Source organism: Anaerobacillus sp. MEB173 (assembly GCF_052119505.1).
GTDB lineage: Bacteria > Bacillota > Bacilli > Bacillales > JBJMAU01 > JBJMAU01.
Map to the genome: position 1 here is coordinate 40,333 of NZ_JBJMAU010000006.1, position 15,879 is coordinate 56,211.

General features: G+C 40.8%; 15 protein-coding genes. 13 read left to right on the forward strand and 2 right to left on the reverse strand.

Features of this window, described 5'->3' with window-relative positions; genetic code table 11:
* Window positions 1–1,077, forward strand: coding sequence for a polysaccharide pyruvyl transferase CsaB (csaB, locus tag ACJ2A9_RS13595; protein ID WP_441422216.1), 1,077 nt, complete (start codon window positions 1–3; stop codon window positions 1,075–1,077).
* A 327-nt stretch (window positions 1,078–1,404) separates the two neighbouring features.
* Entirely contained in the window at window positions 1,405–2,463 is a 1,059-nt protein-coding gene (locus ACJ2A9_RS13600) for a glycosyltransferase family 4 protein (RefSeq protein WP_441422217.1), read from the forward strand.
* Between the two features lie 166 nt (window positions 2,464–2,629).
* Here ACJ2A9_RS13600 and ACJ2A9_RS13605 read toward each other — a convergent pair whose 3' ends face one another.
* Window positions 2,630–3,604: an LCP family glycopolymer transferase gene (locus ACJ2A9_RS13605; protein WP_441422218.1), complete on the reverse strand. Its 975-nt coding sequence runs from the start codon at window positions 3,602–3,604 to the stop codon at window positions 2,630–2,632.
* 282 nt (window positions 3,605–3,886) lie between these two features.
* A complete protein-coding gene (locus ACJ2A9_RS13610; RefSeq protein WP_441422219.1) occupies window positions 3,887–4,519 on the reverse strand; it encodes a YigZ family protein in 633 nt (210 codons plus the stop codon).
* A gap of 450 nt (window positions 4,520–4,969) precedes the next feature.
* Here ACJ2A9_RS13610 and ACJ2A9_RS13615 point away from each other — a divergent pair, with 450 nt between their 5' ends.
* The 11 genes from ACJ2A9_RS13615 to flgL all read left to right on the forward strand — a co-directional run bounded on the left by ACJ2A9_RS13615 (window position 4,970) and on the right by flgL (window position 15,765).
* Window positions 4,970–6,097: a sensor histidine kinase gene (locus ACJ2A9_RS13615; RefSeq protein WP_441422220.1), complete on the forward strand. Its 1,128-nt coding sequence runs from the start codon at window positions 4,970–4,972 to the stop codon at window positions 6,095–6,097.
* Window positions 6,098–6,113: 16 nt separating this feature from the next.
* Window positions 6,114–6,821, forward strand: coding sequence for a response regulator (locus ACJ2A9_RS13620; RefSeq protein WP_441422221.1), 708 nt, complete (start codon window positions 6,114–6,116; stop codon window positions 6,819–6,821).
* 39 nt (window positions 6,822–6,860) lie between these two features.
* The gene (locus ACJ2A9_RS13625) at window positions 6,861–7,715 is read left to right on the forward strand and encodes a DegV family protein (protein ID WP_441422222.1); all 855 of its coding nucleotides are present in this window, start codon (window positions 6,861–6,863) and stop codon (window positions 7,713–7,715) included.
* Window positions 7,716–7,766: 51 nt separating this feature from the next.
* Window positions 7,767–9,260 (forward strand): DEAD/DEAH box helicase, encoded by a 1,494-nt coding sequence (locus tag ACJ2A9_RS13630; RefSeq protein WP_441422223.1) that lies wholly within the window; start codon window positions 7,767–7,769, stop codon window positions 9,258–9,260.
* Window positions 9,261–9,343: 83 nt separating this feature from the next.
* Window positions 9,344–9,703: a four helix bundle protein gene (locus ACJ2A9_RS13635; RefSeq protein WP_441422224.1), complete on the forward strand. Its 360-nt coding sequence runs from the start codon at window positions 9,344–9,346 to the stop codon at window positions 9,701–9,703.
* A gap of 370 nt (window positions 9,704–10,073) precedes the next feature.
* Entirely contained in the window at window positions 10,074–10,544 is a 471-nt protein-coding gene (locus ACJ2A9_RS13640) for a ComF family protein (RefSeq protein ID WP_441422225.1), read from the forward strand.
* A gap of 246 nt (window positions 10,545–10,790) precedes the next feature.
* Entirely contained in the window at window positions 10,791–11,216 is a 426-nt protein-coding gene (locus tag ACJ2A9_RS13645; protein WP_441422226.1) for a TIGR03826 family flagellar region protein, read from the forward strand.
* An 82-nt stretch (window positions 11,217–11,298) separates the two neighbouring features.
* Complete coding sequence (flgM, locus tag ACJ2A9_RS13650; protein ID WP_441422227.1) at window positions 11,299–11,559, forward strand: flagellar biosynthesis anti-sigma factor FlgM; 261 nt, start codon at window positions 11,299–11,301, stop codon at window positions 11,557–11,559.
* A 16-nt stretch (window positions 11,560–11,575) separates the two neighbouring features.
* Window positions 11,576–12,070 carry a flagellar protein FlgN gene (locus tag ACJ2A9_RS13655; protein WP_441422228.1) on the forward strand — a complete coding sequence of 165 codons (495 nt, stop codon included), beginning with the start codon at window positions 11,576–11,578 and terminating at the stop codon, window positions 12,068–12,070.
* 26 nt (window positions 12,071–12,096) lie between these two features.
* Window positions 12,097–14,049, forward strand: coding sequence for a flagellar hook-associated protein FlgK (flgK, locus tag ACJ2A9_RS13660; protein ID WP_441422229.1), 1,953 nt, complete (start codon window positions 12,097–12,099; stop codon window positions 14,047–14,049).
* A gap of 18 nt (window positions 14,050–14,067) precedes the next feature.
* Entirely contained in the window at window positions 14,068–15,765 is a 1,698-nt protein-coding gene (flgL, locus tag ACJ2A9_RS13665; RefSeq protein ID WP_441422230.1) for a flagellar hook-associated protein FlgL, read from the forward strand.
* The last annotated feature ends 114 nt before the right edge of the window (window positions 15,766–15,879 follow it).

The following is a 15,879-nucleotide window of genomic DNA, read 5'->3' on the forward strand; positions in this document are numbered from 1 at the left end:
GTGAAGGTAGTACTCTCAGGATATTACGGGTTTCATAATGTCGGTGATGAGGCGATTCTCTATTCGATCATTACTGCACTTAGAAACCTTGATGAAAAGATTCACATTACCGTTCTTTCCAATGACCCGGCCTACACCGAGAAAACGTACGGTGTAGCTGCGGTCAATCGTTGGAAAATGAAAGAGGTTATTGCTGCGATTCGTGAGTCGGACGGCTTGATCAGCGGGGGAGGCAGCTTACTGCAGGACAAAACAGGAAATCGAAGCGTCATCTATTACACAGGCGTGATGATGATTGCCAAAATGGTCGGCAAACCGTTCTTTATCTACGCCCAGGGAATCGGACCGATTTCTAAAGGCTTTAACCAAAAGCTGACAAAATTTGTCCTCAGCAAAGCAAGCGGATTAACAGTACGTGATGAGGAATCGCTGCAATTTTTACGAACGATTGGGGTAAAAAAAGAGATTTCGCTCGTCCCAGATCCAGTGCTGGGCATTGAGCTTGAGGATCGAACTTCACCATGGTTTGAATACAAAGCCTTCACAAAACCAGTGATCTCCGTTTCTGTACGTGACTGGGATGCCAAAGCCGAGTACAAGCAAAAAATCGCCACAGCACTTGATCAGCTCGCAGCAGCCGGTAATGAAGTTGTTCTTGTGCCAATGCACGGCATTCATGATCATGAAACATCCAAGGAAGTCACATCTATAATGAAGGAAAAAACACACATTGCACCGCATGACTTATCTATAGAAGAAAAAATCGCACTGATCGGTAAAACGGATCTTTTAATTGGAATGAGACTACACGCACTCATCTTCTCAGCAGTGGTCGAAACACCGTTTATCGCGATCTCCTATGATCCCAAAATCGATTCGTTTGCCAACCTCGCCAACCAGCCAGTCATCGGTCACGTCGACCACGACAACTGGACAAGCAACGACCTGTTTGAAACAGCAACATCACATCTAGCGAATAAAAGCGAGGAAATAGCGAAGATGAAGCAATATGTCGATGTAGCAAAACAGCAGGCTAGAGATACTGCGGGGGAAGCGGTTAGGAAATTTAGAATTTAGAATGTAGAATTTAGAATTATTTGTTTGTAAATCAGGGAGGTCTTTCAGGACATCCCTGATTTTTTTAGTCTTTTAATTCTAAATTCTAAATTCTACATTCTCAATTCTAAATTGTGTTTCTCCCATCCTTTTACACATTCTTTTAATTTTATTTTTATACCCTGTGGGCGAGAATTATGGTATAATCCGATTTGTTAGGTATTTATGTCGATTGATTATGGAAAATGTGGAACATGCTTACAGTTAGATGGGCATAAAATTGGAAATGTGTTCGAATACAAATATAAAACTTATTTTTGGATAAGGTAATAATTAAGGGGTGTCACTATGATCTTATTGACGTTATTGGTCTGTTTTTTAGTGGCTGTGCTTATTACGCCACTTGTAAAGAAGTTCGCCATTAAGATCGGGGCAACAGATCAACCGAATCACCGTAAAGTACATCAAAAAATAATGCCGCGCCTAGGTGGTCTGGCAATTTATATTAGCTTTTTAATTGGTTTTATCATGCTGCAACCTGAGAGTCCTTATATGCCTTATATTCTCATCGGGAGTTTCATCATTATTCTAACCGGAGTATTGGATGATATGCTCGAAATATCAGCAAAGTGGAAACTGCTTGGTCAAATTTTGGCTGCTGGTGTTGTCATTTATGGCGGAGTTCAAGTTGAATTTATCAACCTTCCGTTTAATGGCGTTCTGCACTTTGGCTGGTTTGGGATTCCGATTACATTACTTTGGATTGTAGGAATCACGAATGCCATCAACTTGATTGACGGACTAGACGGTCTGGCTGCAGGTGTTTCATCAATCGTCTTAATGACAATTACAGGAATTGCCTTAATTGATGGGAATATGTTCATTGTTGCTCTTGGAGTCATCCTTTTAGGAAGTACACTAGGATTCCTGGTATTCAACTTTAACCCGGCAAAGATCTTTATGGGTGATACAGGTGCATTGTTCTTAGGGTATATGCTTGCTGTTATTTCCCTGTTAGGATTTAAAAACGTAGCATTATTCTCGTTAGTTATTCCAGTCATTATTCTGGCTGTACCAATTTCAGATACATTCTTTGCGATTATCCGTCGTATTGTGAATAAAAAGCCGTTATCAGCACCAGATAAATCACATTTGCATCACTGCTTACTACGTTTAGGTTTTTCACACCGTTCCACAGTATTAGTGATCTATGCGATTAGTGCATTCTTCGGTTTATCGGCAGTTGTCCTAACACAAACAACATTGTGGGGTGCATTATTAATCATCAGCTTCCTGCTCATCGTTCTCGAACTGATCGCCGAACGAGTAGGCCTCGTAAGCACAAGCTACCGCCCAATGATCAATTTCTTAAAGAGAGTATTAACGACGAAGAAAGTTTCATCATAAAACAAAAAGCAAGTTGCCATTTATGGGCAACTTGCTTTTTGTTTTAAATTTAGAATTTAGAATGTAGAATTTAGAATTAAAAACCTACAAAAAAATCAGGGATGCCTCGAAAGACTTCCCTGATTAACTATCGATTAATTCTTAATTCTCAATTCTCAATTCTAAATTAATCTTGAATTCCCAAATGTTCTTTAAGCTCTGTGGATATTTCATTTACATTTGTTTCGTTAAGCTCGTAGTAGTAAATACCGTTTATTCTTCCGTTAATGCCTTCGAGTGTTAGTGATTCGATATTGGTTAGTGAGCTTGCGTATGAGTGTAGTGAAAGGATGTTACCGAAGCTCAGGTTTGTTGCTAAGTGATTTCCGATACTATCTAATACATCATCATATTTTGTAATGGATGAGATTGAAGCACCTTTTCTGATGATCGCTGCGATAATTTCCTGCTGACGCTCACCGCGGCCGATATCACCTGTTGGATCCAATTTACGCATCCTTGCATAGGCGAGAGCTTCCTCACCATTTAATAACTGTGTTCCTTCATATAAAGTAATCGCACCTTGATTATCAGAGCTATCCATTTCTGAGAATGTAAACGGAACATCAATTTCGATTCCGTCAAGGGAATCAACGATTTCAATAAACGCTTGGAAATTCAATTTTGCATAGTAATCAACTGGAATATCAAACAGATTTTCCACCGTATCGACCGTCATATCAAGACCGCCAAAAGCGTGAGCATGGTTAATTTTGTCGTAACGATCACGTCCGACAATTTCAACTCTTGAATCTCGTGGAATACTAAGCATTTTAATTGTATTCTCTTCTTTGTTGAACGTTGCCAGGATCATCGCATCGGTACGGCCGGATAATGTTTCATCACGGTCATCGACACCTAGAAAGAGAATGGATATATTATCTTTACTTGGACTAACAGCCTGAACTCGTTTTTCTGATTTTTCCCCGCGCTCAAGCTCTTGGCTGGCGCCTGATGTAATATTGGCAGCTTTATAGGTGAAATACCCGGCCCCTCCGCCTAAAAAGATAAAACAGAGCAGTCCGAATGTTATCAGTATCCGCTTGAATTTACGAAATCGACGTTGCTTTTGCACCTTACGCTCTAAACGTGAATGAGACATCATCGTTTCTCCTCTTCTATTAAAATCATGCAGTCTATCTACCTACATCCTATAATTCTACAATAAAGAACTAGATTCGTAAATAAGTAGAAAAAGGGAAGCATTTTTTAGTTTAGAGTGTAGAGTTTAGAGTTAAAACCTTTAAACCAGAAGTTTGTAATTTGATTTATATGAAAAGAGGAATTCCACAATGGAATTCCCCTTCACTTTTTAATAACCCCTTTGAACTAACGTAACCAACTCTACACTCTACACTCTACACTCTAAACTCTAAATTATTAATTAAATCTCCATCTCCAAATACTCCTCTGCACCCAGTGCTATCTCCGCTTGTCCGTTCGTCAAATTCGTCATCCACTCGGTAAATTGTTCTTCCTCACCGCTTGCGACATAGGTAATGACTTCGACTTGGTCGAGGTAGTTGATTTCTTTAAGCTGATAGTGGGAGGAGCGGAGTTCATTTTCGATTTTTCCGAGCCAGGTGTAATCGATCGTTGTATGGATTTGTTGCATGAGTTTTCGTTCGACGATACCAGTCGCATTTAACCCTTCACTTGTAGCGCTGCCGTAAGCGCGGATTAAGCCGCCGGCACCGAGCTTGATTCCGCCGAAGTAACGGGTGATGACAACAACGGTATCTTTTAGATGACGTTTTTTTAATACTTCTAAGATGGGAACACCGGCTGTGCCACTTGGCTCTCCGTCATCGTTGGCTTTTTGAATTTGGTCATGCTCACCGATTAAATAGGCGGAGCAGTTATGAGTAGCATTCCAATGCTGCTTTTTTATTTTTTCAATAAATTGCTGTGCTTCTTCTTCGGTTGTCGCACGCTCAACATATGCGATGAAACGTGACTTTTGAATTGTGATTTCATGCTCACCGTAGCCTTTGACAGTATAGTATGATGTTAACAAAATTAAAACCTCCTCAAATCGATTAGCCGAGTGCTCGTCTTGGATTAAATAATTTTTTTATAAATTAAAGACCTTGATGGACATAAGCGTAAAGGTAAGAACGAATCATTTTTATAATTGAATAGTTTACACCACTTTTTCAAAAATCTGAAACTGTGACTCTTGAACTACATTCTGTATTCTTATTGTAACCTTTTCTCAACTGTACTGTAGACGTTTCTATGCTATTATATAGACGAGTTATAAAATTATACAAAAACTAAACTAGATTAGTATAGTACAATCAGTTAAACTGTATTTTTATTAGGGAAATTTTCAAAAAACTCTCGGAATGTGCATTCCATTAGTGACTGTTTCATGGTAAAAGGTTATATTATATACAATGGCAATAGGACAATAAGAGCTAGTACTTTTATTCGAGAGTTCTATACATGAATGTGGAGGTTGAGTATGACCTTAAAAAAAGTCCTTGATGAAATTCTTGATAAAACAATAGATACAGTTGAGCAGAGTAAAGAGCAAATTTTTGAGATTGGTGAACAGTCTCTGAATGAGTATCAACAACTGGAAAAAGAACTGATGGCGATCCGTGTCCAAGTAGCGGAGGTCATTGAACAGACTGATAAGACAGAGATTCAGGCCAAGTTTGCGCGTAATCGCCTTGCGGAAGTCAGCAGGCAGTTTCAGAACTTTAGTGATGATGAAGTCCGAGCTGCTTATGAACAAGCCAATGATTTTCAAGTGAAACTCGCTGTATTGCAACAGAAGGAAAAGCAGCTTCGTGATCAGCGTGATCGAATTGAACGGAGGCTTGTTCAGCTGAAGGAGACGATTGACAGGGCGGAGGCACTTGGCAGTCAAATCTCGGTTGTCTTTAATTATTTATCAGGTGATTTACGCCAATTTGGTGAAATTGTTGAGGATGCGAAGGAAAAGCAGGAATTTGGCTTAAGAATCCTTGAGGCGCAAGAGGATGAACGAAAACGGTTATCAAGAGAAATCCATGATGGCCCGGCACAAATGATGGCCAATGTTCTCATCCGTTCTGAGTTGATTGAAAGAACTTACCGGGAACAAGGGATTGACAAAGCGCTCAAGGAAATACGCGATTTGCGAATTATGGTGAAATCTTCATTAATTGAAGTTCGCCGAATTATATATGATTTGAGGCCAATGGCGCTGGATGATTTAGGGTTAGTACCTACATTGATCAAATATTTAAAGACTGTCGAAGAGCATTCCGGAATTAAGATCATGTTTCGTAACCTTGGACAAGACGTCAGGTTACCAACGAAGTTAGAAGTAGCTGTATTCCGTTTTGTTCAAGAGGCAGTACAAAATGCACTCAAACATGCCAGTCCAACGGAAGTCCAAATAAAATTAGAAATTCAAACTACTAAAGTCATAGCACTAATTAAAGATAACGGTAAAGGGTTTGATCCAACGATTAAAAAGGAAGATTCGTTTGGATTAATTGGAATGAAGGAACGAATCGGCGTTCTCAAAGGAGACCTCACGATTGATTCAACAATAGATAAAGGAACGCTGCTAATGATTCAAATCCCGATCCATCAATAAGAGGAGGACAAACAAAATGAATAGTAATCTTGATAACAAGATTAAAATAGTGATCATTGATGATCATCAATTGTTTCGTGAAGGGGTAAAAAGAATTCTTACTATGGAATCAGGGCTCGAGGTTGTTGCTGAGGGCGGAGACGGCAGTGAAGCCATTGCGCTAGTTGAAGAATACCAGCCTGATGTAATTTTAATGGATATCAATATGCCGAAAGTGAATGGTGTTGAAGCAACAAGAGCATTGGTGGAAAAGTTTCCAAATGTGAAAGTGCTGATTTTATCGATTCATGATGATGAAACATATGTTACACATGTACTAAAAACAGGTGCATCTGGATACTTATTAAAAGAGATGGATGCAGATGCGTTAATTGATGCGGTGAAAGTAGTGGCTGATGGTGGCGCTTATATCCATCCTAAAGTTACACACAATCTGATTAATGAATACCGCCGTTTAGCGACTGAAGGGGAAGCAACAGAATCAGATATCGGTTACAGAGAAGTTGAATATCGTAAGCCATTACATTTGTTAACCCGCCGTGAGTGTGAAGTACTTCAATTAATGACCGACGGAAAAAGCAACCGTGCAATCGGAGAAGCGTTATTTATTAGTGAAAAAACCGTAAAAAACCACGTAAGTAATATTTTACAAAAACTAAATGTGAATGACCGAACGCAAGCCGTTGTTGAGTCAATTAAAAAAGGCTGGGTAAAAGTTCTTTAATCTAAAGAATGATGCCGAAAAAAAGAGAGGTTCCCATTTATGAGTAAAATCGCGATCGTCACAGATAGTACTGCTTATTTACCAGAGGAAATCCGTAAAAACTTTGACATCACGATGGTCCCATTAAGTGTGAATTTTGGTGACGAAACATTCCAAGAGGAAGTAGAGATTACAACTGAACAATTTTATGAAAAAATGAAACAAGCTGAACACCTGCCGTCAACATCACAGCCATCAGTGGGATCGTTTGAACAGGAGTTTGAGCGCTTGTCGAGCGAAGGTTATGAAGAGATTATTTCCATTCATATCTCGAGCGGTGTCAGTGGAACGTTTCAATCAGCACAAATTGCCGCTGATATGGTTCGTGAAAAAGTAAAGGTTCATTGTTATGACACAGAGATCAGCTGCATGGCTCAGGGTTATTATGTGATTGAAGCGGCCGAAATGGCCAAACAGGGCAAGGATGCAGACGCAATCCTTGAGCGTTTGAATGAGATCAAAGAAAGCATGCGCGCCTATTTTATCGTTGATGATTTAAAGCATCTTCACCGTGGCGGTCGCTTGAATGGAGCGCAGCTGGTCGTAGGCAGTTTGCTGCAAATCAAACCAATTCTACATCTTGAAAATAAAGTCATTGTTCCGTTTGAGAAAGTACGAACGTCAAAGAAAGCACTGAGCCGAATTCTAGGGATGCTTGCTGAAGATGCGAGTAAGGCAGAACAGCTGAAAGTCGTTGTCATTCATGGGAATATTCCGGAAGAAGCGGAAAAAGTAGCCTCAAAAATCCGTGAAGAGCACAGCAATGCTGACGTGGACATCAGTTATCTAGGTCCGGTTGTCGGTACGCATCTCGGTGAAGGCACCCTGGCGATTGGTTGGTATAAAGTCTCGTAAACTCATTTGGAGGTAATAGATGAATATGTACGCATTAGGGGAGACAACAGTATGAAGTTTGTCTCCTTTCTTTTTAATAATAACGTTGTCGTGTCCCCGGAAATCTGTCTTGAAACTGATAACAAAATCGTCCACGGACCAACAAGTATCAGTAAGCTCCCTCACTTTACAACTCCACAGTTAGATGCTGGCTTTCGCTTTTCAACCCAGCTTCAGCATTTTCTCCAAGGCAAACAACTCCTTCTTGATGAACTGCCATTTTCAATTCAACAAATCCAGTCCCATTATCTCTCTGGTTACCTTACATATGAACAGGGAATTACAATTCAAGATCAGCATTATCATTGTCAGCGCTGCGGGAATGAAGTCCAGCATCTTTTTGCCTCCTATCCTTGCGCACGTTGCCAGGAACAATGTATCTATTGCCGCGGCTGTATTCAAACAGGGCGAGTTAGCCAATGTTCACCATTAGTGAGATGGACTGGTGCGATGACTCCATACGAACCAAGAAGTGACGTACTCAATTGGTACGGCACGCTGTCACAAGGTCAGCAAACAGCATCTGAAGCAATCGTAAATTTGATTGGTAATGGTGGAGAGTTGCTGGTTTGGGCTGTTTGTGGCGCTGGGAAAACCGAAGTGCTTTTTGCCGGGATTGAAAAAGCATTGCAGCAATGCCTGCGTGTACTGATCGCCACACCACGAAAGGATGTTGTCCTCGAGCTCGCTCCAAGGTTGAAAAAAGTATTTCCAACAACCGAGATGATCAGCCTTTATGGCGGAAGTGAAGACCGAAATCATCAAGGACAATTAGTGCTGGCTACGACTCACCAATTACTGAAATACAAAGAATGCTTCGACCTCGTCATTGTCGATGAAGTCGATGCTTTCCCGTATAACGCTGACCCAATGCTCCCCTTTGCCGTGAACAAAGCAAAGAAAAAAGAAGCAACAACCATTTATTTAACAGCTACCCCAGAGCCAGCGATGAAGAAAAGAATTTCTAAAAATGAGCTGGCAGTCGTAAAAATTCCAAGACGCTACCACGGCCATCCGCTCCCTGTTCCAACATTCGCTTGGGCAGGTAATCTCCAAAAATCAATTACAAAGAAACACCTTCCCAATAACGTCATCAACTGGTTAACCGAAAAACACCAACGCAACGAGCAAGTCTTCCTCTTCGTCCCGACGATCACACTCCTTGAACAAATCGTCCCTCTCCTCAAATCACTATCTGAGAATATCGACGGCGTCCATTCCGAAGATCCAAATCGTAAAGAAAAAGTAGAAAAATTCCGCACAGGAGCGATACCGATCCTCGTCACAACAACAATTCTTGAACGTGGCGTCACCGTCCCCCGCATCAGCGTCGCCGTCCTTGCAGCCGAACACCAAGTCTATACCGAAAGCGCCCTCGTCCAAATCGCCGGCAGAGTTGGAAGAAGCGCCGATTATCCAACAGGCGATGTAGTGTTTTTTCATTATGGGAAAACAAAAGCGATGGTGGAAGCGAGGGAGCATATAGCTTCGATGAACCAGCTTTAATTTAGAATTTAGAATGTAGAATTTAGAATTGTTGAAGGTAACACAAAGAGGTTTTTGTATGACAGTATGAGAGGAGAAATGTTATGAATAAGAGAAATGTTGTAGATGATAAGGCTTTTTTGTTTGCTTTAAGGATTATACGCTTGTATAAGTACCTAGTCTCTGAGAAGAAGGAGTTTGTGCTATCGAAACAAATACTGCGGTCGGGTACGAGCATCGGTGCGAATGTACGTGAGGGATTATCAGCTCAAAGTAGAAAAGAATTTGTTCATAAATTAAATATCTCATTAAAAGAAGCTTCAGAGACAAAGTATTGGCTACAGTTACTTGTTGCATCTCAATTTCTAGACGGAAAGCTAGGCTCCTCCTTATTAAACGATGTTGAACAGATCATTAAATTATTAACATCAATTATTATGACAACGAAAGAGAACAATAGATAGAATTTAGAATTAAGAATTGAGAATTTAGAATTATTGATGGTGTTTCGAGATGCTTTTCTACCAGATTTAACCTACACCAATTCTAAATTCTACATTCTAAATTCTATATTAGAAAGAAGGTGTTATCTTGAATTTCTGCTTATTCTGCCACCAACCCCACCACGTACCTGTAAGTTGGAAATATGTATTCGCCATGCATAAGGAGAGTGTGCTTTGTGATGTATGTACGGAGGGGCTTGTTCGGGTTGGTGGGGAGGTTTGTGAGTGTTGTGGTCGTGGGTTTGCGGAGCTGTCGTCTGAATTTAGGAAGGGGGAGGTTTGTTATGATTGTTATCGGTGGGAACAGGATTCTGTATGGAAGGGGGTTTTGGTGAAAAATCGATCACTTTATCATTATAATGAGTTCTTAAAGGAGGTGTTGGCGAAGTACAAGTTTCGAGGTGATTATGTCATTGGACAAGCATTTGAACCATTGCTTCAGCAAATGTATCAAGCTGAGTTTTCAGATTGTATGGTTGTCCCGATTCCACTAAGTAATGAGCGCCTCTATGAACGCGGCTTTAACCAAGCCAAACATCTAGCGGAGCTGATTGGTGTCCCAGTCTTTGACGTTTTGAAGCGTACCACCCATGAGCAAAAGCAAAGTAAGAAATCCCGCACCGAACGCCTATCCCTTGAGAAATCCCCCTTTGAAATCCAATCCAACGAATCAATTCAAAACAAACCAATACTCATCATCGACGACATCTACACAACCGGAGCCACAATAAGACAAGCAGCAAAAGTACTTCTAGATTCAGGAGCAAAGGAAGTTAGCTCGTTAACCGTGGGGAGAAGCTAGGGAACTTGGAGAATTTAGAATTAAGAATTTAGAATTAAGAATTTAGAATTTAGAATTATTGAATGTGGTTCAATGGTGCATATAAATAATAAGAAACCGCATATTATCTATCCTCCATACCTCTACTATGAATAAACTTACACCAATTCTAAATTCTACATTCTAAATTCTAAATTTGTCCCTAAACCTCTCCTCTTTGTTTTCCGATATAATAGATATAACAGAAAAAATGAGGGAGAGAGAGCTATGAGTCAACTAATGAACTGTCCGAACTGTGGGAAATTATTTGTGAAGGCTTTGCGTGAGGTTTGTAATGAGTGTCATAATGAGGTGGAGAAGCAGTTTCAAACGGTGTACCAGTATGTTCGTAAGAAGGAGAATCGTATGGCTTCGATGAAGGAAGTGACGGAGGCAACGGGTGTGCCGGAGAGGAAAATTACGATGTGGATCCGTCAAGGGCGGCTTCAAATTGCACAGTTTCCGAATTTAGCGTATCCGTGTGATTCGTGCGGGGCACCGATTCGTGAGGGGAAGATCTGTGTAAGCTGTAAAGGGAAACTGAAAAAGGATCTTGATATCCATGAAAAAGAGAAACGGTTTGATGAGAGAAAGAAAGAGCGTCAGTATACGTATCATACATTAAACAGCCGAATCGAAAGGGATAGAAATTAAGCATTAACATTTTTACACTTGCAGACGATATAAGAAATAGTAAAGTGTGACGAAATCTTTTTTTACAAGTGAGGTGAATGTCATGAAAATAAACCCCTTTGGACCGATACACAATAATCCGTACAAAAAGATCGAACAGCAGCAGTTGCAAAGGGATGTTGTGAAGAAGAGTGACAAGGTAGAAATTTCGAACGAGGCGAAGGAAATGCTTTCAGCTGAGGTGAAGGTAAGTAAGGAGCGTCAGGAAAAAATTGATGCCTTGCGCGAACAGGTTCAGTCTGGTAATTATAAGGTAGACTCGAAGGCTGTAGCGCAGAAATTTTATGAATTTTGGACGGAGTAATTGAGGAGGTAGTTGAATGTCATCGAAACAAATGGTTGGTGTATTAGAAGGAATGATTAAGCTGCATTGCACATTATATGAGCTGGCAGTAGAGAAGACAGACGTTGTGATGAAAGGTGACATTCAAGCTCTCAATGAAATTGTCAAAAAAGAAGCAGAGACAGTGAAGCAAGTGATGCGCTTAAATGCTGAACGAAATAAGCTGATGTATGCGTTTAAAAAAGATAAGGGATGGACAACAGAGGACGTAACATTGCAGGATTTCATTGCTGCAACCGGGGAAGAAGAGCAACCGAAATTAAGTGAGCTTCAACAAAACTTAGTTCAAGAAATTGAACAATTAAAACAACGAAATGAGTTAAATCAGCAGCTGCTTGAGGATTCGTTGCGTTTTGTCAATCTGTCCCTTGATCTTGTAATGCCAGACGAAGAAGCCATACATTATCGGCACCCAACAAAAAAAGGCTATGATTCACAGCAAGGGTATTCGCTGTTTGATTCAAAGATATAGAGAAACGGAAAGAGAGGAAACGAAAGATGTCAACATTTCATGCCCTTGAAACGGCACGCCGGGGGATGATGACGCAGCAATATGCGTTACATACAACCGGTCATAACATTGCCAATGCGAATACACCAGGCTACTCACGTCAACGTGTGAATTTCACACAAACAGAACCGTACCCTCCAATTGGGATCAATCGCCCGTTAATCCCTGGACATATGGGGACGGGTGTTCAAGCAGGTTCGATACAACGAGTTCGTGAGGGGTTCTTAGACGTACAATATCGGAATGAAAATAATAAACATGGATATTGGTCAATGCGAAATGAAGCGTTAGAGAAGATGGAGGATATTATGAATGAGCCATCTGAACAAGCGCTTGCCAATACGATAGACCAATTTTGGATGGCACTGCAAGACTTGGGTGCTCAGCCTGAAGATGCTGGGGCAAGGGCTGTAGTTCGTCAGCGTGGAAACGCGTTAGCAGAGACGTTTAATTATGCCTATAACTCGATTTCAACGATTCGTCAGGATTTTAAAGGGCAAATTGATACGACTGAAAAACAAGTGAACTCGCTGATCCGTCAAATAAATTCGATCAACCGTATTATTGGGGAAACAGAACCTCATGGATACGTGACAAATGATTTATATGATGAGCGGGATAATCTTCTCGATCAATTGTCGGAGCTGGTCAATATTAAGATTGATCCAGTCCAGAGTGGTGGAATGCCTGACAAAGTTGCGGAAGGAAAGGTAACGGTACGATTAGTAGATAATGCCGGAAATCCGCTCGATCCTGATATTGTGCTCATTAATGGTGAGAACCCTAATGATGTAAAAGGGTTAAAGATCGAGTATATGACTGACGAGATGGGTGGTCAATATATTCAATCAGTCGGTGTCGGTCCTCTTGGTAACGGCAACACTGTCACTGAGACAACGGAGAACATTACTGTAGAAGCCTTTTCGAACGGGAAGTTAAAAGCGGCAATGGAAGCGTATGGCTATGAGGATGAAAACGGAAATATTAAAGGAATTTATCCTGAAATGCTTGCGGACCTTGATGAAATGGCTTACCGGTTTGCGACTGAATTTAACAAGATCCATGAAACAGGCTGGAATCTTAATGAAATTGCAGAGGGGAAAAAAGCTGAGGGCGGCGGAGTTTCCTTTTTCAAAGATACTGGCAACCCTGACCATAGTGGGTTAAATACAGGAGAAGGGAAACTAGAATTTAACGAAGCAGAGCATAAGAAGGGCTTTGCAAGTCGTATTGCAGTTTCTGATGCAATCCAGAACTCTACGAATAATATTGCCGCTGCTGGGGCGGGAGCAAATATAAATACCCAAATGACATACACAGGAGAGGCACCTAAGCCTAAGGGCTCTCCGGTTGTCCACGGGATTTTTACAGGGTTCCCTCAGAGTTCTGAATATCAGGCTGCAGAAAAGCTGACTATTAAAGTCTCTTTTGACAATGGGGAGTGGACGTATCAAGTGAACGATGAAGCTGTGGAAACGTTCAATCCACCAATGGAAACTGTGTTTGGAATCACAATTGATGTGACTGGTCTGAAATATGAAGATACAGAAAGTTTTTCATGGGAAATCAAAGATATTCCGCTTGGGACAAAGGATAGTGCGTTCCCAGGGGATGGTAGTAATGCGTTACTCCTTTCGAACATGAAAGACATGCGCTTTAATTTCGGCGGAAGCAGTGCGAATGTCCAAAGCTTCTATCGTGGCGTGATCGGGGATATGGCCGTGGATACATCAGAAGCGAAACGAATGATGGACAATTCGAATGTGCTTCGTACTAATGTCCAATTTCGCCGGGACTCGGTAAGCAATGTGTCAATTGATGAAGAAATGACAAACATGATTAAATTCCAGCATGCCTATAATGCAGCTGCCAGGATGATTACACTGACAGATGAAATGCTTGACCGAATTATTAACGGTATGGGCGTTAGTGGTAGATAAGAAGGATGGTGACTGAACATGCGTGTAACACAAACAATGCTTTCGAATAGCACGCTTCGTCATATTAGCCACGGCTATGCGAACTTATCAAAGATTCAAGACCAGCTCGCTAGCGGCAAAAAAATAACAAGAGCATCACAAGATCCGGTCGTTGCGATGAACGGAATGCGGTACCGAACTCAGGTAGCTGAAATTTCGCAATTTCGCCGGAACTTATCAGAAACATATAACTGGATGGAACAAGCAGACTCAGCACTAACAGAAGTAACACAAGCATTACAGCGAATTCGCGAGCTGACTGTACAAGCGTCCAATGATACGTACGATCGTACCCAAAGAGCTAACATTGCCAAAGAGATTCAGCAGTTAAACGACCATATTGCGTCAATTGGCAATACCCAGGTGAACAGCCGGTATATTTTTAATGGAACGAATACGGCAACAGCGCCTGTTGATTTAGGGAAGTTGGATAATTTTATTAAGAAGCCGGAGATTGCAGAGAGAGTCGTTACCCAGCTGCCGGCGACTACTGGAACAGTTGCTGGTTATAATAGGACGATTACTACTACGTATGAGGGGTTTGCTGTTGAAGATGATGGCACGGTTTTTACGGATGCCGTAGAAATTGAGTTGAAATTTCCTGATCCACCGGAATTAGATGGACTGCCTGCTAATCGATCTTTCTTTGGTGAAATAATTAATGGTGAACTTCGATTTGATGAGCAAGATCCGGAATTAAGAGCGTTTTTTGATTATTATTCAACAGACCAAAGTGCTGATTTATCTTCAGTACAAATCAATGTGAATAATGGAACGGATATTGTCCAACATTCTTTTACTGATCTAAATGGAGCATTGAAAATAGGAAAACCAATACAACTGAGCTTTACACCGGCAGACCTTGGGGCAACTGCTAACACGAAAGTGCTACTTACGATTGATGGAGAAGAAATTGAGCTTCAATATAATGGGAATACAGGCAGATTCGAATGGGATGTACCTGAAAATCCAACCTATACCGTTGATCAAATTAACGAAGCGAATATTACTGTAATGGATAATCGTTATAACTTTGAGTTTTCAGCTACGGATGTTGAAAATCCAAATGATTACTTTATGACAGTAAAAATCGACGGCAAAGAATTTAAGCTTATTTATGATGAGACTACCAAAACGTACAAAAATGATGTCCCAATAAGAACGAACACACCTTTAAAAGATTTAGAAGCACTAGAAGGTAATGTCTTCATCAAACCAGAGGCTTCACCAACATCAACAAATGAACAGCATGTTGAAATGGAGTTATTAAAAGGAGTCAATATTTCACCTTCAGTAAAACCGCAAAACGTCTTTTCAAATGGCTTCTTCAGAGATTTAAAGGAGATTATTGATCAAATCGGTAACCTTGGTGAAGGTATGGATGGTGAAAGCGGAGACCATGAATTTATTAGCTCATTTATTGATAAAATAGATGGCCATATTGGAGCAGTAGTATCCGAACAGGCAGAGCTTGGTGCAAGGATGAATCGAATTGAACTAATGGAAATGCGAATCATGCAGCAAGAAGAAACAGCAAAGCGAATTCTATCAAACAACGAAGACGCCGACATGGAAGAAGTCATCATTGGCTTAACAACTCAAGAAAGCGTCCACCGCGCCGCCCTAGCCGCAGGAGCAAGGATTATACAGCCGAGTTTGTTGGACTTTTTAAGGTAGTTTAGAGTGTAGAGTTTATAGTTTAGAGTTTAGAGTGGTTTGGGTAGTTCAGAGTAGTTTTGAAGATCTTCATTGAGAAGCTAAAAACAACTCTAAACTCTACATTCTAAACTC